The sequence below is a fragment of the Mycolicibacterium diernhoferi genome, from assembly GCF_019456655.1.
Taxonomy (GTDB): domain Bacteria; phylum Actinomycetota; class Actinomycetes; order Mycobacteriales; family Mycobacteriaceae; genus Mycobacterium; species Mycobacterium diernhoferi.
The window spans coordinates 4065071-4087861 of the sequence record NZ_CP080332.1 but is presented as its reverse complement, the minus strand read 5'-3'; the positions used below and the strand labels follow the sequence as shown (position 1 = coordinate 4087861).

The following is a 22791-nucleotide window of genomic DNA, read 5'->3' as shown; positions in this document are numbered from 1 at the left end:
CTGGGGATGCCGGATACCCTGGCTTGATGAGCGCTTCTGTCGAATTTGATCTGCGCAGTCAGGTCCACGACGCCGCGGCCGCGGCCCGGGTGGCCTCCCGCGCGCTGGTCAGCCTGAGCACCATCGCGAAGAATCGCGCGCTGCATGCCGCCGCCGACGCCGTGCTGGCCCACGCGCACGGCATCCTGGCCGCCAACACCGAAGACGTCGAGGCCGCGCGCGCCTCGGGTACCGCCGAGGCGATGCTCGACCGGCTGGCACTCAACCCGCAGCGCATCGACGGCATCGCGGCCGGATTGCGGCAGGTCGCCGGCCTGCCCGACCCGGTCGGGGAGGTGCTGCGCGGCAGCACCCTGCCCAACGGGCTGCAGCTGCGCCAGCAGCGGGTGCCGCTGGGCGTGGTCGGCATCGTCTACGAGGGCAGGCCCAATGTCACCGTCGACGCCTTCGGTCTGACCCTGAAGTCGGGCAATGCGGTGTTGCTGCGCGGCAGTTCGTCGGCGGCCCGCTCCAACGCCGCGTTGGTACGGGCGTTGCGGGAGGCGCTGGTCGCCGAGGGCCTGCCCGCCGATGCGGTGCAACTGCTGCCCAGCGATGACCGCTCCAGTGTCACCCACCTGATCCAGGCCCGCGGGCTCGTCGACGTGGTGATCCCGCGCGGCGGTGCCGGCCTGATCGCCGCGGTGGTGCGCGACGCCACCGTCCCGACCATCGAGACCGGCGTCGGCAATTGTCACGTCTTCGTGCACGCTGCGGCCGATCTCGATGTGGCAGAACGCATCCTGCTGAATGCCAAGACGCGCCGGCCCAGCGTCTGCAATGCCGCCGAGACGCTGCTGGTCGACCGGGCCGCGGCCGAGATCGCCCTGCCGCGACTGCTCAACGCGCTGCAGGACGCGGGCGTCACCGTGCACGCCGACCCCACCGACGAGGAACTGCGCGCCGAGTTCCTGTCGATGGACATCGCCGTGCAGGTGGTCGACGGTGTCGATGGCGCCATCGCGCACATCAACGAGTACGGCTCCGGCCACACCGAGGCCATCGTCACCACCGAACTGGCTGCGGCCCAACGGTTCACCGAGCAGGTGGACGCGGCCGCGGTGATGGTGAACGCGTCGACCGCCTTCACCGACGGGGAGCAGTTCGGTTTCGGTGCCGAGATCGGCATCTCCACCCAGAAGTTGCACGCCCGGGGCCCGATGGGCCTGCCCGAACTGACCTCGACCAAATGGATTGTGTGGGGCGACGGCCAGACCCGTCCCGCCTGACAGGAGTACACCCGACTCATGAGCCTTCCTGCCCGCCCTGCGCCGCTGTTCACCGACATCGACGATGTCGCCAAGCGGCTCGCCGAGACCGGCTACCTGCCCGACAAGGCCACCGCCACAGCGGTTTTCCTCGCCGACCGGCTCGGTAAGCCACTGCTGGTCGAGGGGCCGGCCGGTGTCGGCAAGACCGAGTTGGCCCGCGCCGTCGCGCAGACCACCGGATCCGAGCTGGTGCGGCTGCAGTGTTACGAGGGTGTCGACGAGGCCCGCGCCCTCTACGAGTGGAACCACGCCAAGCAGATCCTGCGGATACAAGCGGGAACCGCGGGGACCGGAGACTGGGACCGGACCAAGACCGACGTGTTCACCGAGGAGTTCCTGCTGAGCCGGCCGCTGCTGACCGCGATCCGGCGCACCGACCCGACCGTGCTGCTCATCGACGAGACCGACAAGGCCGACATCGAGATCGAGGGCCTGCTGCTGGAGGTGCTGTCCGACTTCGCGGTGACGGTGCCCGAACTCGGCACCATCAAGGCCGAACGCCCGCCGTTCGTGCTGCTCACCTCGAACGCCACCCGGGAGCTGTCCGAGGCGCTCAAACGGCGCTGCCTGTTCCTGCACATCGGTTTCCCCGATCCGGGTCTGGAGCGGCGCATCCTGCTGTCGCGGGTTCCCGAGCTGCCCGACCGGATCGCCGCCGAGCTGGTGCGGATCATCGGGGTGCTGCGCGGCATGCAGCTCAAGAAGGTGCCGTCGGTGGCCGAGACCATCGACTGGGGCCGCACCATCCTGGCGCTGGGCATGGACACCATCGACGACGAGGCGATCGCCGCGACGCTCGGAGTGGTGCTCAAACATCAGTCCGACCAGATCAAGGCCGCCGGGGAGCTGAGGTTGAACTGATGGCTTCCCGTCGCACCCGGCCGCCGCAGCCGCTGGCCCCCCACGGAATTCCCGGACACCTGGTGGAGTTCGTCGAAGCGCTGCGCGGTGTCGGCATCGCGGTGGGTCCATCGGAGACGGTGGACGCCGGCCGGGTGATGACGGTGCTGGGCCTGGGCGACCGCTCGGCGCTGCGCGAGGGGCTGGCCTGCGCGGTGCTGCGCCGGCCCGATCACCGCGACACCTACGACGCGATGTTCGACCTGTGGTGGCCTGCCGCGCACGGGGCGCGGACGGTCGTCGAGGATGAGCCGGATCCCGAGGCCGATCCGGAGGCGATGCCGCCCGAGGACATCGAGGCGATGCGCGCGGCCCTGCTCGACATGCTGGGCCCGGGCGCCGATCTGGAGAACTTCGACGACCGTCTGACGGCCATGATCGCCCGGATCGTGGAGGCCTACGGCAGGTACAACTCCAGCCGTGGCCCGTCGTACTCGTCGTATCAGGCGCTCAAGGCGATGGCGCTGGACGAACTGGAGGGCCGCCTGCTGGCCGGGCTGCTCGCACCGTACGGCGAGGAGCCCACCCCCACCCAGGAAGAGATCGCCAAAGCGATGGCTGCGCAGCGTGTTTCGCAGCTGCGTCAGATGGTGGAGGCCGAGACCAAACGCCGTACCGCCGAACAGCTCGGCCGTGACCACGTGCAGATGTACGGGGTGCCGCAGCTGTCCGAGAACGTCGAGTTCCTGCGCGCCTCCGGCGAGCAGTTGCGGCAGATGCGCAAGACCGTCCAGCCGCTGGCCCGCACACTGGCCACCCGGCTGGCGGCCAAGCGGCGCCGCGCGCAGAACGGTCAGATCGATATGCGCAAGACGCTGCGCAAATCGATGTCCACCGGCGGCGTGCCGATCGACGTGGTGCTCAAGAAGCCGCGCCCGGCCCGGCCCGAACTGGTGGTGCTGTGCGACGTCTCCGGCTCGGTGGCCGGTTTCAGCCACTTCACCCTGATGCTGGTGTCCGCGCTGCGCCAGCAGTTCTCCCGGGTCCGCATCTTCGCATTCATCGACACCACCGACGAGGTGACCGACATGTTCGGCCCGGAGGCCGATCTGGCGGTGGCGGTGCAGCGCATCACCCGCGAAGCCGGCGTCTACACCCGCGACGGGCACTCCGACTACGGACACGCCTTCGTGTCCTTCGCGCAGAACTTCCCCAACGTGTTATCGCCGAGGTCCTCGCTGCTGATCCTCGGCGACGGCCGCAACAACTACCGCAACCCGGAGACCGAGCTACTGACCCGGATGGTGAACGCCAGCCGGCACGCGCACTGGCTCAACCCCGAGCCCAAGCACCTGTGGGGCAGCGGCGACTCGGCGGTCCCGCGCTACAAGGACCTGATCCCCATGCACGAGTGCCGGTCGGCCAAGCAGCTGGCCGCGGTGATCGACGGTCTGCTGCCCGTCTAGCGCCATCCCACCGGCACGGTGGGATTCGGATCGTCGGCGACCACGACGGTATCTCGTCGGCTCGATTTGGCGCGGTAGAGCGCCGCGTCCGCAGCCGCCAGCAGATCGGTCAGCGGCGCCGCCGCGTACACCAGACCGACGCTGACGGTGGCTCCCAGGTCGCCGAACTCGCCTGTGGTCGCGGCCCTTTGGCGGGAGCGGATCAGTTCGGCGATGTCGAGGGCGGTCTCCCGGGACGCCTCCGGTAACAGCACCGCGAATTCCTCGCCACCCATCCGGGCGAACAGCGCGGTCTCGTCGGTGCAGTCACGCACCGTGTCGGCGAAGTCGGCGAGTGCCCGATCACCGGCACCGTGCCCGAAGGTGTCGTTGAGCCGCTTGAAATGATCGAGATCCATCATCAGCAGGGCGACCGGTTGCGATCTCCGGGCGGCCTCGGCCAGCGCGATATCGGCGCGGCGCATGAACTCGTCGCGGCGATAGGCGCGGGTCAGGTCGTCCCGGGTCATGGCCAGGTGCAGCGCCGCGTAGATGCGTTGGCGTTCCGTGGTGGCGCAGGCGATGACCAGCGGTCCGCCGGCCAGCAAGGCCAGCCCGATCAGGGTGGAGATGCTGATCGGACCCTCCGGCATCGTGGGCATCGCATTCGGCGGGTACACCGCCAGGGTGATGCCCCATGCCGTCGCCACAGCGATGAACAGGGTGGTGATGAAGACGTGGCCGAGCAGAGCGGCCGCGATGAGGGCGGGCATCGAGAAGGTGAGCGCCCCCAGGCCGCCCATCATCCAGGCCACCGGAGCCGTTGCGAGCAGGAGTATGAGCGGGACGGCGACCCGCTTGCCTTGAAGGCGCAACTGTGCCAACGCTTCTGCCGAGGGGCGGTGCGCCGGCGTCGGGAACCGGATGGCCGGAGAGCTCAGCACCAGCGGGAGGACGACGGTGTAGTTCAGTAACTCATAGGCAAACCAGTACAACGCGCCTCGCGGCCAGCTGTCACCGAACAGTATGACGTCGATGAACCCGCCGACAGTCGCCGCCGATCCGGCGGCGGTCACCGAGACGGCAGCCACCCATGTGACCGACGAGCCGCGCGTCAGGCTCAGATCGAGATTCCGGAGACGACGGAACCCATAGAAACCGACCAGCACACCGATCATGTTGGCCGAGTTGAGCAGCAGAGCTCTGGGCAGGTCGGAGCCGGTGACCAGGTCGGCGAACAGATACCCCGCCGCGGCGCCCACCCACGTCGATGGCGTCGCCGCGGTCGGATTGCGCAGCAGGAGACCGAGCAGCAGCGCATTGGTGGGCCAGAACACCGCCAGCGTGTCGGGCATCCTGGTGGCGATCGAAAGCAGGCAGACCAGAAAGACCAACGCTGTGAAACCCGCGCTGGTGCGCAGTTGAGCCCCCATTTGCGTGCAGCGTAGTGCGGGTGCGCCGGATCCCGCCATGATGACCGCCGGTGCCAACTTTCCGTGCTTGCCACCATCGACGGTTGCCACGCCAGTCCGGCGGGCCGGCGGGGGTGTGAAGCTGGTTCCGGACCGGGACCAGCTTCACGCGGGCGGGGACGCCCGCGGAACTCCAGTAAGCTGCCTGTTCGTGGCGATGCGGCGCAGGCTCGGGGTGATGGGTGGGACGTTCGACCCCATCCACCATGGACACCTGGTGGCCGCCAGCGAGGTCGCCGATCAGTTCCAGCTCGACGAGGTCGTCTTCGTGCCGACCGGGCAGCCCTGGCAGAAGCGGGACCGCCGGGTCGCCGCCGCCGAGGACCGCTACCTGATGACGGTCATCGCGACCGCGGCCAACCCCCGGTTCTCGGTGAGCCGGGTCGACATCGATCGCGGCGGGCCCACCTACACCAAGGACACCCTGCGGGACCTGGCCGCGCAGAACGCGGACACCGACCTGTACTTCATCACCGGTGCCGACGCGCTGGGCTCGATCCTGTCCTGGCAGAACTGGGAGGAGCTGTTCTCCCTCGCCCGCTTCATCGGGGTCAGCAGGCCCGGCTACGAGCTCGATGGTGAACACATCGCCGCGGCCATGAAAGAACTGCCCGAAGACGCCCTTACCCTGGTGGAGGTACCCGCATTGGCGATCTCGTCGAGTGACTGCCGGCTGCGTGCCCGGCAATCCCGACCCATCTGGTACCTGGTGCCCGATGGCGTCGTCCAGTACGTGTCCAAACGCAACCTGTACACATCGGAGGCTTGTTCATGACTGCCGCACCGGAAGCGGTCGAGATGGCGACCGTCGCGGCCCGCGCCGCCGCGTCCAAGCTCGGCAACGACGTCCTGGTCATCGACGTCTCCGAGCAACTCGTCATCACCGACTGCTTCGTGATCGCCTCGGCGTCCAACGAACGTCAGGTCAACGCCATCGTGGACGAGATCGAGGACAAGATGCGCGCGGCCGGGCACAAGCCCGCCCGGCGTGAGGGCACTCGGGAGGGACGCTGGACCCTGCTCGACTACGTCGACATCGTGGTGCACGTCCAGCACACCGAGGAACGCGAGTTCTACGCACTGGAGCGGCTGTGGCGGGACTGCCCGGTCATTCCCGTCGACCTGGACGGCCTCGACACCGGGGACGCGGGAGACACCGACGACGGCCCCCAGGATGCCCGGTGAGTGTGCGCCGACTGGTGCTGTTGCGGCACGGGCAGACCGAGTGGAACGCCGGCAGCCGCATGCAGGGACAGCTCGACACCGACCTGACCGATCTCGGCCGCGAGCAGGCCAAGGCCGCCGCGGAGGTGCTGGCCAAGCGTCAGCCCCTGGCGATCGTGTCCTCGGACCTGCGCCGGGCCCTGGACACCGCCACCGCGCTCGGCGAGCGATCGGGCGTGCCGGTGTCCATCGACCGACGGCTGCGTGAGACCCATCTGGGGGATTGGCAGGGTCTGACCCACACCGACGTCGACGATATCGCCCCGGGGGCCCGGCTGGCCTGGCGCGACGACGCCCGGTGGGCGCCGCACGGCGGGGAGAGCCGGGTCGACGTGGCCGAGCGCAGCGTTCCGCTGGTCGCCGAACTGCTTGTCTCACAGGTCGGGTGGGGTGTCGACGCGCCGGACCGGCCGGTGGTGCTGGTGGCGCACGGCGGGTTGATCGCGGCGTTGACAGCCGCCCTGCTGGGTCTGCCGGTGGACAACTGGCCGGTCCTCGGCGGCATGGGCAACGCCAGCTGGGCGCAACTGTCCGGGCACGACGTCGGCGACAGGATCAAGTGGCGCCTGGACGTGTGGAACGCCTCTGCGCAGGTGGCCAACGATGTCCTCTGAGCCGCAATCGGATTCCGCTCCTGCCCGCCGGAAGACTCTCCTGGTCTTCTGCGACTCGCTGTCCTACTACGGGCCGACCGGCGGACTGCCCGCCGATGATCCCCGGATCTGGCCCAATATCGTTGCCGAACAACTCGGTTGGGATGTCGAACTGATCGGGCGGATCGGCTGGACCTGCCGCGACGTGTGGTGGGCCGCGACCCAGGATCCGCGGTCCTGGGCGGCGCTGCCGCGCGCCGGCGCGGTGATCTTCGCGACCTCCGGCATGGACTCGCTGCCCTCGCCGTTGCCGACCGCGCTGCGGGAACTGATCCGCTACGTCCGCCCGCCGTTCCTGCGGCGCTGGGTGCGTGACGGCTACGGCTGGCTGCAGCCCCGGTTGTCCCGGGTGGCTCGGCCGGCGCTGCCGCCGCACCTGACCGTCGAATACCTGGAAATGACCAGGGCGGCACTGGACTTCAACCGGCCCGGCATCCCGGTGGTGGCGACCGTCCCTTCCGTGCACATCGCTGAGACCTACGGCAAGTCGCATCGCTGGCGTGCCCCCATCGTCAAGGCGATCACCGGATGGGCCGACGAGCACCAGGTCCCGGTGGTGGACCTCAAGGCCGCGGTCGGCGAGTACGTGATGAGCGGGCAGGGCAACCCGGACGGAATCCACTGGAATTTCGAGGCGCACGCGGCCGTCGCCGACCTGATGCTCAAGGGGCTCGCCGAGGCGGGTGCGTACCAGCCGGACACATCTGAACGGTCATGACCGTCCAGGTGGTGACGGACTCGTCGGCACGCCTGGAGGCCGAGGAGCTCGGGCGGTGGTCGATCCGGCAGGTGCCGCTGCACGTCCTGGTCGACGACACCGACCTGCGCGACGGAATCGACGAGATCCCGAACGACATCTTCGACCGCAGCCAGGTGACCACATCGGGCGCCTCGCCGGCTGATCTGGCCCAGGCCTACCGGGAGGCGCTGGCCGCCAGCGACGGGGACGGTGTTGTCGCCGTCCATCTTTCCGCGGCACTGTCCAGCACGTTCTCCTCTGCCGCGGCGGCCGCCCGGGAATTCGGCTCGGCGGTGCGCGTCGTGAACTCGCGGTCGGCGGCGATGGGCGTCGGGTGTGTCGCAATGGCCGCTGCGCGCGCCGCGGAGGCCGGCGCCGATCTCGATGCCGTCGAGGCCGCGGCCCGCGCCGCGGTGCCTCGCGGGCATGTGTTCATCGTCGTGCACCGACTGGACAACCTGCGCCGGGGCGGGCGGATCGGGACCGCGGCGTCCTGGCTGGGTACCGCGTTGTCGCTGAAGCCGTTGCTGCGCTTGGACGTCGACGGCCGGCTGGTGTTGGCCCAGCGGGTGCGCACCACGTCCAAGGCGCATGCCGCCATGGTGGATGCGATCGTCGACCTGGTGGGGGAGCGGTCTGCCACGGTCACCGTGCACCACGTCGACAATCACGATGCCGCAGCGGAATTGGGTGCGGCTCTGACCGACCGACTGCCTCAGTTGGAGTCGTTGACGGTCCGCGACATGGGGGCGGTGCTTGCCGTGCACGTCGGCGCCGGGGCCGTGGGGGCGTGCGTCAGCCTCGCGGAGTGATCAGCCGGCGAAGTGGCCGGTGACCGGCGGCAGATCCTTGAGGGTGGCGATGCCCGGGGCCGCGGCGACCACCGCGGGCACGGCGTTGGTGACCGGCATCGCGGTGTAGATCATGCCCAATCCCATGAACCCGGGCTCGGTCCAATCCGCGGGCGGCAGGCAATGCAGAACGGTGCGCATGTTGGGCATGCCGAATACCTGGATGACATGGCCGTGCTCAAGCGGTTTGGGTGGCGCCACATGGTCGCCCATCGTCCAATTGAAGCCCACGCTGACCACGTTACGGTCGCCGACCCAGCCGCGGTGATAGCCCATCACACCGCCGACGGTGCCCTTCGGGATCGTCATGAACCCCAGATCGGTGTCACCGGTGGCGGCGGTGAAGGTGACATCGAAGGTCATCCGGTCCAACGTTGCTCCGATCGCATCGGCCATCATCGCCGCAGATTCGGCGAACACCTCGCTCTCGCGGCGCACGCTCTCGGCCAGCCCCGGGGTGTCCGGATCTTGCGAAAAGCCCATGGCGGTCTGGGTTCCCGCGGATTCATAGGTGGAACAGTCCACCGACTCGGTGATCCGGATCTCGTCGACCCGCTCGCACGACCCGGACAACACCATGCCGACCATGTTCGTGACGCCGGGGTGGGCGCCGCTGCCGAAGATGGTGGAATTGCCTGTGATGCAGGCATTCCTGATCCGCTCCAGATCCTGCGGGGTCTGCTTGCCCCCGGTGATCCAGGCTGCGCTGGAGCAGACGTTGACCCCGGCCTCCAGCAGGGCGACGAGTTCGTCGATGCTGGGCCACAGCGGGTTGTAGCAGCAGGCATCGGGTTGCAGGGCGAGCAACGCATCGATGTCGCCGGTGGCCTTGATCCCGGTCGGGGCGGGCCAACCGGCCAGCTCGGCGGCATCGACGCCCACCTTGTCCGCGCCGTGCGCGTACACCCCGACAAGCTCCATGTCGTCGCGGCCGATGATCGCGTGCAGGGAGCGTTTGCCGATATTGCCGGTGGTCCACTGGATGACCCGGAGGGGGCGGGAGGCACTCATGGGCGTGAACACTATTCGCGCAGTGTTCACCGGGGGTGGAAAAGGTGAAATGATGCCACCATGGCTATGGATACCGGCGCGGTGCGGCGCTGGTTCGACGATTACCTGGACATCTTCGCCGCGGCCGCCCGCGGCGACCGGCCGGTGGCCGAGTTGTTGGACTGCTACGCCGTGCCGCTTCTGCTCACCACCGATGAAGGCGTGCTCAGTCTGGCCACCCGCGATGAGCTGGCCGCGGTGATGCAGGGGCAGATTGATGTTCTGCGTGCACAGCGCTATCGGTCCACGGGACTGATCAGTGCCGAGGTAACCGGGCTGAACGCGTCCTCGGCCGTGTATCGCGGGGTGTTCGTCCGCCACGATGTCGACGGCGCGGAGCTGGGCCGGGTCGCGGTGACCTACCTGCTGGTCGACGGATCCGACGGCGCCCAGATCGCGGTCCTCGCCTCGCACGGCGACTAGCTGGCTGTAGGGCGAGTCAAGGGTGTTGGAGGCCCGTGGTGGGCCGACGCCCCAAGCCGGGGCGTGATTTCGTGCTGTCGGTGGTAGCTGCGGGGTCGGGGGCGGGTGCCTGGCGCCCACGCTGACGTATACAACCTCGGTGGGTTATCTGGCGTCGTTCGGGCTGCCGTGGAGGCGGAGGGCCGGGTGCCAAGCTAGCCTCGGCGTGACCCGGCTGGGTCCGCCATAGCGGGGACGGCATCTGATCCGGCCCTTCGTCCCGTCCTCATAGCGTGGCACTACCGACGGGGGTTGTGGAAGGGTCTGGTCGGTCCTTTCGCCGGGGGTGGGTACGGTGGGCATCTAGGCCCAGCGGGTCGGCTCGTAGGTGGCATGGTCGCGCACGAGTGCGTGGGCGATGCGGTTAGCACGATGGGCCAACGCGCAGGCGACGATGCCGCCAGGCTTGCCGCGATCTTTGAGTCCGTGGGCGTAGTTCTTGGCGGCCGGCTCGTTGAGCCACAGTCCGATACCGAGGTCGATCAAGGCGCGGCGCAGTGCGACGCTGCCTTCACGGCTGATGGCGCCGTCGCGACGCTTGTGAGCCGATTCGTACTGCATCGGCGATAGCCCCGACGCGCGGTAGATCTGCCTGGGTCCCGGCCAGCGTTTCGGATCACCAAGGGCAGCAGCATAATTGGATACTCGTACCACTGCCCAGCCCGGCACCGAAGTCAACGTCGCGTACGGGCTGCGCGGCAGCAGTGATGCCAGCGCGGTCTCCGCGACGGTGATCTGATCGTCCAGATCGCCCAGCAACACCAGGTCAGCAGCCAGTATCCGGCGCGAGATCACGGCGTCGCGGGTCGGTAGCGCATCGCGGGCCGCGGCGACCAGCCGCTCAGCGACGGGGCGACGCAGTTGCAGGTCGCGGGTCGCGGCGAAGCGGATCAACCGGTTGACCCCGAGCCCGGCCAGGCGTGCCGGGTCAGCGAACTCGGCGGCCACCAGCCGGCCAATCTTGGTGGCCAGTACGTCGGGCAGAGCCAAGGTCAGTCCGGGAAACGCCCGGTCCAACTGCCCGAGCAGCTGATTCTTCGTCGCGCTACGCGTGGCTACCCGCCGGCTCCGATGCACCGCCCAGGCGCTGATCTGACCGATCACGACATCACGATCGGTGACCGGGCGTCCGTACCCGGCCAGCACCAGCTCGGTGATCGCCTCCAGGTCGATCACGTCGGTCTTGATCCTGCGCCGTCCCTGCACGCGACGCTGCTCGGCGACCTGAGCGGGATTGAGTTCCAATACTTCCCACCCATCGGGCCATCGAAAGTCGAGCACCGGTCGGTGATAGTGGCCGGCCGCCTCCACGCCCACCTTGACCTGCACCGCTGCAGGTGCGGCAGCCATCGCGCGAGCCGCCGCGGAGGTCAAACCCGACCCGGTCATCGCGAATTCCGACGGCGCGAGCAGCCGATGGCGAGCCGCGTCGGTCACCGAAAGCACTGCTGAGGTCTTGCCGACATCGACGGCAACGACGATCGTGGAAGACGTGACTGGAGCTACATGCACAGACACAACAACACCTCCGGGGTGTGTCAGGAGGTCCACGTGCGTCAACACGCGGACCCCGAAAAGGAATCAGTTACAGATCCCTTCCTGACACCTCCGGAGGCATTTGAGAAGGACCAACTCGATCTATATCAGCGGGGGCGTGCGCTCTGGCCGCCGGGCAGTGGCTGCGGCTCGTAGGGGGTGTACCACCACCATTGGGCGCGTTCGCCCAGTGGTCCTTTGCAGGGCGCCACATCCGGGGGCGGGGTGGTCGGTGGGCGGGCCAGTGCCGCACCGGTCAGGGGTTGTCCGTCTTTGTCGGTGACCACCAGCCGGTCGGCGGGCCCGGTGAGGGTGATATCACCGCGGTGGTGTGCGCGGTGGTGAAACGGGCACAGCAGCACCAGATTTGAGAGCTCGGTAGCCCCGCCGTTCTCCCAGTGCACGAGGTGATGGGCGTGCAGACCGCGGGTGGCCCCGCAGCCGGGCACCACACAGGTCTTGTCCCGGTACTCCAGGGCGCGGCGTAACCGGCGGCTGATGGTGCGGGTGGTCCGCCCGGCCCCGATCGGGGTGCCGCGCCGTTCGAACCACACCTCGCAGGTCGCGTCGCAGAGCAGGTAGCGGCGTTCCTCATCGGTGAGGGCGGCTCCCAGATGCAGGGCGGCGACCGGCTTGTCGGCGTGGCGGTCCAGGTCGACGTGCGCCACCACCGTGGTGTGCGCGCCGTGCGGGCGCGCGGCGACATCGGTGTCCCAGCCGGCCTCGATCAGGCTCATGAACGCATCGACGGTGTCCGGGAACGGCGGCGCCTGATCGGACGCCTCGGCACCGGGGTCGTCGTGGTGCCGTTTCCAGTCCGCGACCAACGCGTCCTTGTGTGAGGCCAGCGCGGCGTCGAATTTCGCGGCGTCGAGCTTGGGGAGCCGGATCTTGTAGGTGGTGTACCCGTCACCGTCATAGGAGCTGATCCCGCGCTTGGGTTCGGGCTTGGTCTCGGGTTCGGGGCGGGGCTCCATCTTGACCGCGGTGCGCAGCTGGGTCACCGTGGCGTACTGCACCAGATTCGCATAGTGGTCATCGCAGCCTTCGGCGGCGCGTTCGGCGATCACCGCGACCCGGTCCAGGGACAACCGGCCCGCGCGCAATCCTTCTGCCAGACGCGGCAACTCATCGAGGCGGTGGGCGACCGCGACCATGGTCGCGGCGTTGCGCGGTGTCACCCCGGCCTTCCATGCGACCAGGGCCTCGATCGAACGGCATCCGGTGGCACCCCACAGCGCGTTGCCGTCGGCCGCACCTCTGCCGTCGATCTCGGCGATGATCTCCACCAACCGACCATCGATGGCATTGCGCTGCCCGGTCAGCTCCGCGATCTCCGCGAACAGCACATCCAGCCGTGGTTCGACGAAGTTCTCGGCGAACGGTGTTGTCGGAGGTGGCATGACAACACTCTCGCCCGGAGGTCCGACAAGCCATGACGCGCTGGGTCGGTCTCGGCCCCCTCAGGACAGAGTTATCCACAGTCGCCGATTCATCCACAATTCCCAACGCCGGGTGCCGTGACGAGACCGAGCAGTCGGGTCGGCTGCCTACCGTCGGCTCATGGACACCGAATCGCCCGCGCAACGCCTGTCGCGGCGCATCGGCACCGACCGGGACCCCGGGAACGACGCCGACGAGGACGCGGACACCGTGCTGGCCCGCTGGCTGCCCGATACCGGGGAGCGCACCGCCAAAGACTGGCTCGCCGGGCTGCGGGCCGACCCCGGCCGGGCCGGAGTCATGGCGCTGCTCGCGGTCGGGGTGATCGCCGTGCTGGTAACGGTGTTCACCGTGATGCGGGATTCCCGGCCGCCGGTGTCGGCGGCGAATCTGCCTGCCGTCCAGATGGTTTCCTCCGCGAGCGCGACGCCGTCCCCGCCGCAGCCACCGGACGGGCCGGTGGTGGTCAGCGTGGTCGGGCTGGTGCACACACCCGGACTGGTGACCGTCACTGCCGGTGCGCGGATCGCCGACGCGCTGGAGGCCGCCGGCGGCGCCGTGGACGGGGCCGATCTCGTGGGTCTGAATCTGGCGCGGCGTGTCGTCGACGGCGAACAGATCATCGTCGGGCTCGCCGCCCCACCGGGATCGCCGTCGCCGATGGGTAGTTCGGTCAGCTCGGCCGGACCCGCCGAACCGAATTCGACGGCCGCACCGAAGTCGGGGCAGGCGCCGAATGCGGCACCGAACGGGCCGGTCGACCTGAACACCGCAACCGCCCAGGACCTCGACGCGCTGCCCGGGGTGGGGCCGGTCACCGCGGCGGCGATCATCGCGTGGCGGGAGGCGCACGGTCACTTCACCAGTGTCGACCAGCTCAGCGAGGTCGACGGTATCGGCCCGGCCCGACTGGACAAGCTCCGAGACCTGGTCGTCGCGTGAATCGTGAGTGTGAATCCCGAAGAACGCCACGTCGATATCCGGCTGGTGCCCGCCGCACTGACCAGCTGGGTGGTGACCGCGGCGGGCATCGTCTGGCCCCCGGGGTTCCTGGTCGTGGTGGCGCTCGGCGCCCTCGCGGCGACGGTGCTGGCTGGACGGTGGTGTGCGCGCCACGGGATCGGGCTGGGCGTCGCGGGTGTGGCCGCCGTCGCGGTGGTGGGCACGGCGTTCGGGTTGTCGATAGCGCTGCGGTCCCACGACGCCCGCCACCATCCGATCGCTGCCCGGCACGGCGATACCGCCACCGTCAGCGTGGTGCCCACCGAATCACCGCGCTCGATTGGGCGTGGGCGCATCATGTTTCGCGCCGGGCTGCGCGAACTCGACGGTGCGGAGCTGACCGGCATGGTGCTGGTGTTCGCGCCGGTGACGGGCTTCGCCGGGCTGTCCGTGGGCCGCCCCGCGGGGTTTCGGGCCCGCATCGGCCGTCCACTGCGCGCAGATCTCAGCGTCGCGGTGCTCACCGCCATCGGCGAGCCGGCGCTGGGGGACGTCCCGGCGGCGCGTCGGCTGACCGGGCATATCCGCGCCGAGTTCGCCGAGACGGCCCGCGAGGTGCTGCCCGCCGACCGGGCTGCGATGCTGCCCGCACTGGTGCTCGGTGACACCTCGGCGGTGACGGCCAGGGCCGCAGACGATTTCAAGGTCGCGGGCTTGACGCATCTGACCGCGGTATCCGGCGCCAACGTCACCATCGTGTGCGGGACCGCACTCATGTCGGCGGCGCTGGTGGGTCCGCGGCTGGCGGCAGTGCTGGCGCTGGCGGTGCTGATCGGGTTCGTCATCGTGGTGGAGCCATCGGCCAGCGTGCTGCGCGCCGCGCTGATGGGTGGGATCGCCCTGCTCGCCGTGCTGACGCACCGCCGTCGGCAGGCGATCCCGGTGCTCTCGGCGAGTGTGCTCACGCTGATGGTGGTGGCGCCGCAGTTGGCCGTCGATGCCGGTTTCGCGCTGTCCGTGGTGGCGACCGCGGCGTTGGTGGTCATCGCCCCGGTGTGGTCGGGGTGGCTGGTGCAACGTGGCTGGCCGAAACCGCTCGGGGACGCGGTGAGTATCGCGCTGGCCGCCCAAGTGGTCACCGCCCCGCTGATCGCCGGGATCTCGGGCCGGTTCAGTGTGCTCGCCGTCCTGGCCAATCTGCTCGTCGCCGTGGTCATCCCGCCGATCACGGTGATCGGTACGGCTTCGGCGGCGTTGTCCGCGTGCTGGCCGGTGGGGGCGGGGATGTTGATCCGGTTCACCGGGCCCGAGCTGTGGTGGCTTTTGGCGGTGTCCCAGCGGATCGCGGCGGTGCCGGGTGCGTCGATCACCGTGCCCTCCGGTGTCATGGGTGTGACCTTGGTCGCCGCGGTGACCGTGGCGGTGGTGGTGGCCTGGCGATGGCGGTGGGCGCGACTGCTGTGCGGCGCCGGGGTCTGCGTCCTGGTGGCGTGGACCCTGTCGGGGATTGTCGGGTCGGCGTGAAACGATTGTCCGGTGACCGAAGACACCGGGGCCCTGCATCTCGTCCTCGGCGACGAGGAACTGCTCGTCGAGCGCGCGGTGGCCGGCGTGCTTCGTGCGGCCCGTAAACAAGCGGGCACCGCCGACGTGCCGGTGGACCGGCTGCGGGCCGGCGAGGTCAGCACCAGTGAACTCGCCGAACTGCTGAGCCCGTCGCTGTTCGCCGACGAGCGGGTGGTTGTGCTGGAGGCTGCGGGGGAGGCCGGCAAGGACGCTGCGGCCCTGATCGTCAGTTCGGCCGCCGACCTGCCGCCGGGCACCCACCTGGTGGTGGTGCACTCCGGCGGGGGCCGGGCCAAGGCGATGGCCGATCAGCTCAAGAAGCTCGGCGCCAAGGTCCATCAGTGCGCCAAGATCGCCAAGGCAGCGGAGAAGGCCGACTTCGTGCGCCGCGAGTTCCGCGCCCTGAAGGTCAAGGTGGACGACGATACGGTGGCCGTGATCCTCGACTCGGTCGGCTCCGACATCCGTGAGCTCGCGGCGGTCTGCTCACAGCTGGTCGCCGACACCGACGGTGCGGTCACCGCGGCCGCGGTGGGCCAGTATCACCAGGGCAGGGCCGAGGTGAAGGGCTTCGACATCGCCGACAAGGCGGTGCTCGGCGATGTTGCGGGGGCGGCCGAGGCGCTGCGCTGGGCGATGCTCAGCGGAGAGCCGCACGTGGTGCTCGCCGACGCGCTGGCCGAGGCCGTGCACACCATTGCCCGAGTCGGTCCGGTGCAGGGCGACCCGTACCGGTTGGCCGGGGAGCTCGGCATGCCGCCGTGGCGGATCCAGAAGGCACAGAAGCAGTCGCGGCGCTGGTCGAGGGACCGGATTGCCGAGGCGCTGCGGGTGGTGGCGGCGCTCAACGCCGACGTCAAGGGCGCGGCCGCCGATGCGGACTATGCACTGGAGTCGGCGGTGCGCAAGGTTGCCCAGCTGGCTTCCGACGCGTAGGCGTCAGATGGGTCCCGGCGCGTAGGCGTCACATGACCCCCGACGCGTAGGCGTCAGATGGGCCTCTCCGGGGGAGAGCATCGAATCGGGTACGCCCGTACCCGGACACGCAAAAACCCGCGCGTGACCGGATATCGTCGCCGCGCGGGTGTGCGAGAAGAATCAGAGCTTGTTGACAGCCAGGCTCAGCGCGGACTTCTTGTTCGCGGCCTGGTTCTTGTGGATGACGCCCGCGCTGGCAGCCTTGTCCAGCTTGCGGTTGGTGGCGACCAGCAGTTCGCCCGCCTTGTCCTTCTCGCCGGCTTCGATGGCCTCGCGGAGCCCGCGGACAGCCGTGCGCAGCGACGACTTGACGGACTGGTTGCGCAGTCGACGGCGCTCGTTGGTCTTGATGCGCTTTTCCTGCGACTTGATGTTGGCCACGCGTGTAGTTCCTTCGTAAACGTCGGTTGGGTACGTAAGTCTGGGCCCGACAACGGGCAGCGGTTGTTCAGGTTACCAGCGCAGGCGCCGATAGCCCAAAGCGGAGGGACTGGCCTGCCGAAATGCCGGACGTACGGCAGCATGGCACCGGTGAGTCTACGAACCCTGCCCACCGAGTCCGCCCGCCCGACGCGGCCCAAATCGCGTGCCGCCAAACGCCGTGTGGGGATCTTCGACGGATACAACGATCTGGGCAGCTATTCGGGCGCCTTCGACGAGATGTTCGACGCCGAAGGCAACGTTCGCGCCCCCTACAAGGGCATCTTCGCCGAACTGTCCCCGTCGGACGCCGAGGAGCTGGAAGCCCGCACCGATGCGCTGGGGCGCGCATTCATCGACCAGGGCATCACCTTCTCGTTGTCCGGGCAGGAACGCCCGTTCCCGCTGGACCTGGTGCCCCGGGTGATCTCGGCGGCCGAGTGGTCCCGGCTGGAGAAGGGCATCGCACAGCGGGTCAAGGCGCTCGAGATGTACCTCGACGACATCTACGGCGAGCAGGAGATCCTGCGCGACGGTGTCATCCCGCGGCGCCTGGTCACCTCGTGTGAGCACTTTCACCGTGAGGCCGTCGGCATCGTCCCGCCCAACGGGGTGCGCATCCACGTCGCCGGCATCGACCTGGTCCGCGATGAGCACGGCACCTTCCGGGTCCTGGAGGATAATCTGCGTTCGCCGTCCGGGGTGTCCTACGTGATGGAGAACCGGCGCACCATGGCGCGGGTGTTCCCGAACCTGTTCGCCTCGCACCGGGTGCGCGCGGTGGGGGATTACTCCTCGCATCTGCTGCGCGCGCTGCGCAAGGCCGCGGCCACCAACGAGGCCGACCCGACCGTCGTCGTGCTCACCCCGGGTGTCTACAACTCGGCGTACTTCGAGCATTCGCTGCTGGCCCGGCAGATGGGCGTAGAACTCGTCGAGGGCCGGGACCTGTTCTGCCGTGACAACACCGTCTACATGCGCACCACCGAGGGCGAGCGTCAGGTCGACGTCATCTACCGCCGCATCGACGACGACTACCTGGACCCGATGCAGTTCAAACCGGATTCGGTGCTCGGGGTGGCCGGGGTGCTCAACGCGGCACGCGCCGGCAACGTGGTGATCTCCAGCGCCATCGGCAATGGGGTCGGCGACGACAAACTGGTCTACACCTACGTGCCGACCATCATCCAGTACTACCTCGGGGAGAAGCCGCTGCTGGCCAACGTCGACACCTACCGCTGCTGGCTGGACGACGAGCGCGAGGCCGTCCTGGACCGGGTCGACGAACTGGTGATCAAGCCGGTCGAGGGATCCGGCGGCTACGGCATCGTGTTCGGACCCGAGGCCTCCCCGAAGGAACTCGCGGCGATCACCAAGAAGATCCGCGCCGATCCGCGCGGCTGGATCGCCCAGCCCGTCGTGCAACTGTCCACGGTGCCCACCAAGGTGGGCGACCAGTTGGTGCCCCGCCATGTGGACCTGCGCCCGTTCGCCGTCAACGACGGCGACGACGTGTGGGTGCTGCCCGGCGGACTGACCCGGGTGGCGCTGCCGGAAGGGTCGCTGGTGGTGAACTCCAGTCAGGGCGGCGGATCCAAGGACACCTGGGTGCTGGCCTCGCGGACGTCGGCCGCCGACCGTGAGCTGGCCGCCGCCGAGGTGGTGCGGTCCCTGCCGGACGCCCCGAAGACCGGGAAACCCTCGGTCGCCGAAAAGGTTTCCCGCGGCAAGGCCGCCCGGGAAGCCCGCGGGGACGGCGTGACGTCCTCGCAGCACCAGCAGAGCCGCGAGGTGCGCTCCTCCACCGAGCAACAACAGCAGCAGCAACAACAGGTGGTGGTCGACTGATGTTGGCACGCAACGCGGAATCGCTGTACTGGATCGGCCGCTACGTGGAGCGCGCCGACGACACCGCCCGCATCCTCGACGTGGTGGTCCATCAACTTCTCGAAGACTCCAGCGTGGACCCGGACCAGACCTCCCGGGTGCTGCTGCGGGTGCTCGACATCGAGCCGCCCGATCATCAGCTGGACGTGTGGTCGCTGACCGATCTGGTCGCGTTCGGCCGGGACACCACCGGAGGCTGCTCGATCGTCGAGTCGATCACCGCGGCCCGGGAGAACGCCCGCGGTGCCCGCGAAGTGACCTCGACCGAGATGTGGGAGTGCCTGAACACCACCTACAACGCGCTCGCCGAGCGGGAACGGGCGGCCCGCAAGCTGGGCCCGCACGAGTTCCTGGCCTACATCGAGGGCCGGGCGGCGATGTTCGCCGGTCTGGCCGATTCGACGTTGTCCCGTGACGACGGCTACCGCTTCATGGTGCTCGGCCGGGCCATCGAGCGCGTGGACATGACGGTGCGCATGCTGCTGTCTCGCGTCGGAGACAGCGGATCGTCACCGGCCTGGGTGACGGTGCTGAGATCCGCGGGTGCCCATGACACCTACCTGCGGACCTATCGCGGCGTGCTGGACGCCAGCCGGGTCGTCGAATTCCTCTTGCTGGACCGGCTTTTCCCGCGCTCGGTCTTCTACTCACTGCGGCTGGCCGAGCACAGTCTCGACGAACTGCTGCACCGCAGGCACAACCGGGTCGGTTCGACGGCCGAAGCCCAGCGACTGCTCGGCAGGGCGCGCAGCGAGCTGGAGTTCCTCCCGCCCGGCGCGCTGCTGGAGTCGTTGGAGGATCAGCTGGCCGCGCTGCAGCAGACCTGCATTCAGGTCAGTGATGCGTTGGCACTGCAGTACTTCCACTCGGCTCCGTGGGTGGCCTGGACGGACGCCGGCCGTACCGGCGATTCGGTGATCGAAGAGGGAGAGATCTGATGTGGCGGATGCGGGTGGTCCACGCGACGGGCTATGCGTACAAATCGCCGGTGACAGCGTCATTCAACGAGGCGCGCCTGACGCCGCGCTCGGATTCGCGGCAGAACGTGATCCTCAACCGGGTGGAAACCGTGCCGGCGACCCGGCAGTACCGCTATGTCGACTACTGGGGCACCGCGGTGACCACCTTCGACCTGCACGCCCCGCACACGGAACTGGAGGTGACCGCGTCCTCGGTGGTGGAGACCGAGGAGGCCGCGCCCCCGGAGTCCTCGGTCTCCTGGGCAGACCTCAAGTCCGAGGCGGTGATCGACCGCTTCGACGAGTTCCTCACCCCGACGCTGTACACGCCGGCCAGTAAACGACTGGAACGGGTCGCCCGGCAGATTGCCAAGGAGCACGAACCGCACGAGGCCGTCATCGAGGCGGCGCGGTGGGTACACAGTGAACTGCAATACGTGCCCGGGACCACCGGTGTGCACTCATCGGGTCTGGATGCGCTGCGCGAGGGCAAGGGTGTCTGCCAGGACTTCGCGCACCTCACCCTGATCGTGCTGCGTGGCATGGGAATTCCGGCGCGATATGTGTCGGGGTACCTGCATCCGGAGCGCTCCGCCGAGGTGGGGGACACCATCGAAGGGCAGAGTCACGCCTGGATCCAGGCCTGGACCGGGGAGTGGTGGCATTACGACCCGACCAATGACAAGGACATCAACGAGCAGTACATCAGCGTCGGGGTGGGCCGCGACTACGCCGATGTCACACCGCTGAAGGGGATCTACTCCGGCGAGGGGTCCACCGATCTCGATGTCGTCGTGGAGATCACCCGGCTGGCCTGACCCCGACCCCGGGATGCACCTGCACCCGGTGCAGGTCGTCGCCCAGTTCGATCTGACGGTCGAAGATGCCGGCCGCCAGGGCCCGCCACTCGTCGTACTGTCCGGGTGCGGGGCTGGGCACATAGTGGGTGAGGATCAGGATGCCGACCCCGGCGCGGGCGGCGGTGTCGGCGGCCTGCTGCACCGTGGAGTGGTAGTCGCAGATGTCGCGGATGCGCTGCAGCCCAACGGCCTCGACGAGGTCGTGGCGGATCGCGGTGTGCACCAATGCTCCTGCGCCGGCCGTGAGCGCGTCCAGGGTCTGGCACGGCACGGTGTCGCCGGCCAGCACCACCGACGCGCCGGCGTGCTCGACGCGGAAGCCGATGGTGGGCGCCACCGGTCGGTGATCGGTCGGTGCGGCCAGCACCCGGACCCCGTCCAGCGCCCACACCTCGCCGTCGGTGTACTCGTGGACCTGCACGGCCGGTGGCGCGGTGAGATCGGCGTGATGGGCGATGCGGTAGCCGATGTCGTGGCCGAAGGCGGCGAGCATGGCGTCCACCACCTGTGCGGTGCCCGGCGGGCCGATGATCTGCAGCGGCACCGGGTCCGGCGTGAAGGTGGTGACCCAGCGGGTGATGATCACGTCGCCGAGATCGGCGATGTGATCACTGTGCAGGTGCGTCAACAGCAGCGCGGTCAGCTGATTGGCGCCGGACCCGGCGGCCGCGAGCCGCTGCAGCACTCCGCGTCCGCAGTCGACGAGAAATGTCTGTCCGCCCGCGCGGATCAGCGTCGACGGGCCGGCCCGGTCGGGGTCGGGGATGGGACTGCCCGTGCCCAGCAGGGTCACCTCGATCATGGCTCACACATATACGCGCCCACCGGCCCGCGTCGGTGGATATTCGGGCAAACCGGTAGGGATCCGAAGCCGATACGACGTAGCCTGGGTGTGTTCGACATCACATTCTGTTTCCGGAGGCTGTCATGCGTATCGCCGACGTTCTGAAGGCAAAGGGCGCGGCCGTCACGACGACCACCCCGGACACCTCGGTGGCCGTGTTCCTCGCCGGCCTGGTGGACCGCAACATCGGGGCCATGGTGGTGGTCGGGCCCGAGGGGCCGGTCGGCATCGTGTCCGAGCGTGATGTGGTGCACAAGCTGCACGAATTGGGCGCCGATCTGCTGACCCGGCCGGTCAGCGAGATCATGACCAAGCACCTGGTGTTCTGCTCGCCGGAGGACACCGTGGACAGCCTCAGCGCCGCGATGACGCACAACCGGGTGCGGCACATTCCGGTCATCGCGGACGGCCGGCTGGCCGGCATCGTCAGCATCGGTGACGTGGTCAAGACCCGCATGCAGGAGTTGGAGTCCAGCACGGAGCACTTGCAGGCGTACATCACACAAGGCTGAATGGACGCCGATGAGCGCCCCTGACGTACGGCCCGCGACGCCGGGCGACACCGCTGCACTGTCCCGCGTGCTGGGACGAGCCTTCCACGACGATCCGGTGATGAGCTGGCTGCTGCCCGACGCGCGAGCGCGCGAGCGCAAGCTGCACAAGTTGTTCGCCGCGATGACCCGTCATCACCACCTGTCCCGCGGCGGCGTGGAGGTCGCCGCGACCGGGACTGCGGTGATCGGCGCTGCGGCGCTGTGGGATCCGCCGGGCCAGTGGCGGCACACCACCGGCGAACAGCTGCGGGCCGCGCCGAGCATGCTGCGCACCTTCGGTACCGCGGTGCGCCGCGGGCTGCGGATCACCGACCTGATGAAGCGTCACCACCCGGAGGGACCCCACTGGTACCTCGCGGTGATCGGCAGCGACCCGCAGGTGCGCGGCACCGGTCTCGGCCAGGCGCTGATGCGGTCTCGCCTCGACCGGTGCGACGCGGAACACGCACCGGCATACCTGGAGTCGAGCAACCCGGACAACATCGGTTACTACCGCCGATTCGGCTTCGAGGTCACCGGCGAGATCGCCCTGCCGGACGGCGGCCCGGTCATGTATCCCATGTGGCGGCGGCCACGGTGAATCTGTCGCGGTGGGACTCGCGGTAGAGTGCGGGAGCTGACCTGCAGGGGAATCCGGTGAGAACCCGGAACTGACGCGCAACGGTATGGGGCCTGCCATTCCCGACATGGCCTCCGAGTCCGAATGCCTGCGGCCGGTGAACCGTTGATGGCTCCGCGCCTGAGCCCATACCGAAG

General features: G+C 68.9%; 23 protein-coding genes and 1 riboswitch. Of the genes, 17 read left to right on the top strand and 6 right to left on the bottom strand.

Translation table 11 applies throughout. The annotated features are described in order from the left end of the window. Window positions 1-26 precede the first annotated feature (26 nt). The 3 genes from K0O62_RS19330 to K0O62_RS19320 are packed head-to-tail and all read left to right on the top strand — an operon-like array spanning window position 27 to window position 3616. Entirely contained in the window at window positions 27-1268 is a 1242-nt protein-coding gene (locus K0O62_RS19330) for a glutamate-5-semialdehyde dehydrogenase (protein WP_073853596.1), read from the top strand. 18 nt (window positions 1269-1286) lie between these two features. After that, window positions 1287-2171, top strand: a complete 885-nt coding sequence (locus tag K0O62_RS19325; protein ID WP_073853598.1) for an AAA family ATPase — start codon at window positions 1287-1289, stop codon at window positions 2169-2171. Then, a complete protein-coding gene (locus K0O62_RS19320) occupies window positions 2171-3616 on the top strand; it encodes a vWA domain-containing protein (protein WP_073853600.1) in 1446 nt (481 codons plus the stop codon). The genes K0O62_RS19325 and K0O62_RS19320 overlap by 1 nt, the downstream gene beginning before the upstream one ends. On the opposite strand, the gene K0O62_RS19315 is transcribed toward K0O62_RS19320, so the two are convergent. Then, a complete protein-coding gene (locus K0O62_RS19315; protein ID WP_073853602.1) occupies window positions 3613-5028 on the bottom strand; it encodes a GGDEF domain-containing protein in 1416 nt (471 codons plus the stop codon). The genes K0O62_RS19320 and K0O62_RS19315 overlap by 4 nt on opposite strands. Window positions 5029-5224: 196 nt before the next feature. Between K0O62_RS19315 and nadD the strand changes: the two genes are divergently transcribed. From nadD to K0O62_RS19290, 5 genes are read left to right on the top strand one after another with little or no spacing between them, the layout of a single operon-like run. Then, on the top strand, window positions 5225-5842 hold the full coding sequence (nadD, locus tag K0O62_RS19310; RefSeq protein WP_073854345.1) for a nicotinate-nucleotide adenylyltransferase: 618 nt from the start codon (window positions 5225-5227) through the stop codon (window positions 5840-5842). After that, window positions 5839-6252: a ribosome silencing factor gene (rsfS, locus tag K0O62_RS19305; RefSeq protein ID WP_073853604.1), complete on the top strand. Its 414-nt coding sequence runs from the start codon at window positions 5839-5841 to the stop codon at window positions 6250-6252. The genes nadD and rsfS overlap by 4 nt, the downstream gene beginning before the upstream one ends. Beyond that, window positions 6249-6905, top strand: coding sequence for a glucosyl-3-phosphoglycerate phosphatase (gene gpgP / locus K0O62_RS19300; RefSeq protein WP_073853606.1), 657 nt, complete (start codon window positions 6249-6251; stop codon window positions 6903-6905). The genes rsfS and gpgP overlap by 4 nt, the downstream gene beginning before the upstream one ends. Continuing rightward, window positions 6895-7662 carry a diglucosylglycerate octanoyltransferase gene (octT, locus tag K0O62_RS19295; RefSeq protein WP_073853608.1) on the top strand — a complete coding sequence of 256 codons (768 nt, stop codon included), beginning with the start codon at window positions 6895-6897 and terminating at the stop codon, window positions 7660-7662. The genes gpgP and octT overlap by 11 nt, the downstream gene beginning before the upstream one ends. Then, window positions 7659-8495 (top strand): DegV family protein, encoded by an 837-nt coding sequence (locus tag K0O62_RS19290; protein WP_073853610.1) that lies wholly within the window; start codon window positions 7659-7661, stop codon window positions 8493-8495. The genes octT and K0O62_RS19290 overlap by 4 nt, the downstream gene beginning before the upstream one ends. On the opposite strand, the gene K0O62_RS19285 is transcribed toward K0O62_RS19290, so the two are convergent. Then, window positions 8496-9545, bottom strand: coding sequence for an NAD(P)H-dependent amine dehydrogenase family protein (locus K0O62_RS19285; protein ID WP_073853612.1), 1050 nt, complete (start codon window positions 9543-9545; stop codon window positions 8496-8498). It abuts the gene before it with no gap. A 60-nt stretch (window positions 9546-9605) separates the two neighbouring features. On the opposite strand from K0O62_RS19285, the gene K0O62_RS19280 reads away from it, so the two are divergent. Then, entirely contained in the window at window positions 9606-10007 is a 402-nt protein-coding gene (locus tag K0O62_RS19280; protein ID WP_131817364.1) for a DUF6841 family protein, read from the top strand. A gap of 342 nt (window positions 10008-10349) precedes the next feature. Here K0O62_RS19280 and K0O62_RS19275 read toward each other — a convergent pair whose 3' ends face one another. Together K0O62_RS19275 and K0O62_RS19270 are read right to left on the bottom strand one after the other, a co-directional pair. Further along, window positions 10350-11564: an IS110 family RNA-guided transposase gene (locus tag K0O62_RS19275; protein WP_073853616.1), complete on the bottom strand. Its 1215-nt coding sequence runs from the start codon at window positions 11562-11564 to the stop codon at window positions 10350-10352. 125 nt (window positions 11565-11689) lie between these two features. Continuing rightward, a complete protein-coding gene (locus K0O62_RS19270) occupies window positions 11690-12985 on the bottom strand; it encodes an HNH endonuclease signature motif containing protein (protein ID WP_073853617.1) in 1296 nt (431 codons plus the stop codon). A gap of 160 nt (window positions 12986-13145) precedes the next feature. Between K0O62_RS19270 and K0O62_RS19265 the strand changes: the two genes are divergently transcribed. From K0O62_RS19265 to holA, 3 genes are read left to right on the top strand one after another with little or no spacing between them, the layout of a single operon-like run. Next, complete coding sequence (locus tag K0O62_RS19265) at window positions 13146-13967, top strand: ComEA family DNA-binding protein (RefSeq protein WP_073853618.1); 822 nt, start codon at window positions 13146-13148, stop codon at window positions 13965-13967. A gap of 9 nt (window positions 13968-13976) precedes the next feature. After that, a complete protein-coding gene (locus K0O62_RS19260) occupies window positions 13977-15491 on the top strand; it encodes a ComEC/Rec2 family competence protein (RefSeq protein ID WP_073853620.1) in 1515 nt (504 codons plus the stop codon). A gap of 12 nt (window positions 15492-15503) precedes the next feature. Further along, a complete protein-coding gene (gene holA, locus K0O62_RS19255; protein WP_220045467.1) occupies window positions 15504-16469 on the top strand; it encodes a DNA polymerase III subunit delta in 966 nt (321 codons plus the stop codon). A gap of 162 nt (window positions 16470-16631) precedes the next feature. On the opposite strand, the gene rpsT is transcribed toward holA, so the two are convergent. Continuing rightward, on the bottom strand, window positions 16632-16892 hold the full coding sequence (rpsT, locus tag K0O62_RS19250; protein ID WP_073853625.1) for a 30S ribosomal protein S20: 261 nt from the start codon (window positions 16890-16892) through the stop codon (window positions 16632-16634). A 141-nt stretch (window positions 16893-17033) separates the two neighbouring features. Here rpsT and K0O62_RS19245 point away from each other — a divergent pair, with 141 nt between their 5' ends. From K0O62_RS19245 to K0O62_RS19235, 3 genes are read left to right on the top strand one after another with little or no spacing between them, the layout of a single operon-like run. Beyond that, window positions 17034-18779 carry a circularly permuted type 2 ATP-grasp protein gene (locus K0O62_RS19245; protein WP_073853627.1) on the top strand — a complete coding sequence of 582 codons (1746 nt, stop codon included), beginning with the start codon at window positions 17034-17036 and terminating at the stop codon, window positions 18777-18779. Beyond that, a complete protein-coding gene (locus K0O62_RS19240; protein ID WP_073853629.1) occupies window positions 18779-19756 on the top strand; it encodes an alpha-E domain-containing protein in 978 nt (325 codons plus the stop codon). Before K0O62_RS19245 ends, K0O62_RS19240 begins: the two co-directional genes overlap by 1 nt. Continuing rightward, entirely contained in the window at window positions 19756-20595 is an 840-nt protein-coding gene (locus K0O62_RS19235; RefSeq protein WP_073853631.1) for a transglutaminase family protein, read from the top strand. The genes K0O62_RS19240 and K0O62_RS19235 overlap by 1 nt, the downstream gene beginning before the upstream one ends. Here the strand turns inward: K0O62_RS19235 and K0O62_RS19230 are convergent. Then, window positions 20579-21439 (bottom strand): ribonuclease Z, encoded by an 861-nt coding sequence (locus tag K0O62_RS19230; RefSeq protein WP_073853633.1) that lies wholly within the window; start codon window positions 21437-21439, stop codon window positions 20579-20581. The genes K0O62_RS19235 and K0O62_RS19230 overlap by 17 nt on opposite strands. A 125-nt stretch (window positions 21440-21564) precedes the next feature. Here K0O62_RS19230 and K0O62_RS19225 point away from each other — a divergent pair, with 125 nt between their 5' ends. Both K0O62_RS19225 and K0O62_RS19220 read left to right on the top strand, forming a co-directional pair. Next, window positions 21565-21993: a CBS domain-containing protein gene (locus K0O62_RS19225; protein WP_073853635.1), complete on the top strand. Its 429-nt coding sequence runs from the start codon at window positions 21565-21567 to the stop codon at window positions 21991-21993. Between the two features lie 10 nt (window positions 21994-22003). Continuing rightward, window positions 22004-22615: a GNAT family N-acetyltransferase gene (locus K0O62_RS19220; RefSeq protein WP_073853637.1), complete on the top strand. Its 612-nt coding sequence runs from the start codon at window positions 22004-22006 to the stop codon at window positions 22613-22615. A 6-nt stretch (window positions 22616-22621) separates the two neighbouring features. Then, window positions 22622-22764, top strand: a riboswitch (cobalamin riboswitch). The last annotated feature ends 27 nt before the right edge of the window (window positions 22765-22791 follow it).

Excerpts from the sequence above, each read along its gene's own strand:
- K0O62_RS19225 (WP_073853635.1), top strand. The coding sequence starts at position 21,565 with ATGCGTATCGCCGACGTTCTGAAGGCAAAGGGCGCGGCCGTCACGACG.
- octT (WP_073853608.1), top strand. The coding sequence starts at position 6,895 with ATGTCCTCTGAGCCGCAATCGGATTCCGCTCCTGCCCGCCGGAAGACT.
- nadD (WP_073854345.1), top strand. The coding sequence starts at position 5,225 with ATGCGGCGCAGGCTCGGGGTGATGGGTGGGACGTTCGACCCCATCCAC.
- K0O62_RS19280 (WP_131817364.1), top strand. The coding sequence starts at position 9,606 with ATGGCTATGGATACCGGCGCGGTGCGGCGCTGGTTCGACGATTACCTG.
- K0O62_RS19245 (WP_073853627.1), top strand. The coding sequence starts at position 17,034 with ATGGCACCGGTGAGTCTACGAACCCTGCCCACCGAGTCCGCCCGCCCG.
- K0O62_RS19220 (WP_073853637.1), top strand. The coding sequence starts at position 22,004 with ATGAGCGCCCCTGACGTACGGCCCGCGACGCCGGGCGACACCGCTGCA.
- K0O62_RS19240 (WP_073853629.1), top strand. The coding sequence starts at position 18,779 with ATGTTGGCACGCAACGCGGAATCGCTGTACTGGATCGGCCGCTACGTG.
- K0O62_RS19230 (WP_073853633.1), bottom strand. The coding sequence starts at position 21,439 with ATGATCGAGGTGACCCTGCTGGGCACGGGCAGTCCCATCCCCGACCCC.
- K0O62_RS19270 (WP_073853617.1), bottom strand. The coding sequence starts at position 12,985 with ATGCCACCTCCGACAACACCGTTCGCCGAGAACTTCGTCGAACCACGG.
- K0O62_RS19285 (WP_073853612.1), bottom strand. The coding sequence starts at position 9,545 with ATGAGTGCCTCCCGCCCCCTCCGGGTCATCCAGTGGACCACCGGCAAT.
- K0O62_RS19265 (WP_073853618.1), top strand. The coding sequence starts at position 13,146 with ATGGACACCGAATCGCCCGCGCAACGCCTGTCGCGGCGCATCGGCACC.
- K0O62_RS19325 (WP_073853598.1), top strand. The coding sequence starts at position 1,287 with ATGAGCCTTCCTGCCCGCCCTGCGCCGCTGTTCACCGACATCGACGAT.
- K0O62_RS19315 (WP_073853602.1), bottom strand. The coding sequence starts at position 5,028 with ATGGGGGCTCAACTGCGCACCAGCGCGGGTTTCACAGCGTTGGTCTTT.
- rsfS (WP_073853604.1), top strand. The coding sequence starts at position 5,839 with ATGACTGCCGCACCGGAAGCGGTCGAGATGGCGACCGTCGCGGCCCGC.
- K0O62_RS19235 (WP_073853631.1), top strand. The coding sequence starts at position 19,756 with ATGTGGCGGATGCGGGTGGTCCACGCGACGGGCTATGCGTACAAATCG.
- K0O62_RS19330 (WP_073853596.1), top strand. The coding sequence starts at position 27 with ATGAGCGCTTCTGTCGAATTTGATCTGCGCAGTCAGGTCCACGACGCC.
- K0O62_RS19320 (WP_073853600.1), top strand. The coding sequence starts at position 2,171 with ATGGCTTCCCGTCGCACCCGGCCGCCGCAGCCGCTGGCCCCCCACGGA.
- K0O62_RS19290 (WP_073853610.1), top strand. The coding sequence starts at position 7,659 with ATGACCGTCCAGGTGGTGACGGACTCGTCGGCACGCCTGGAGGCCGAG.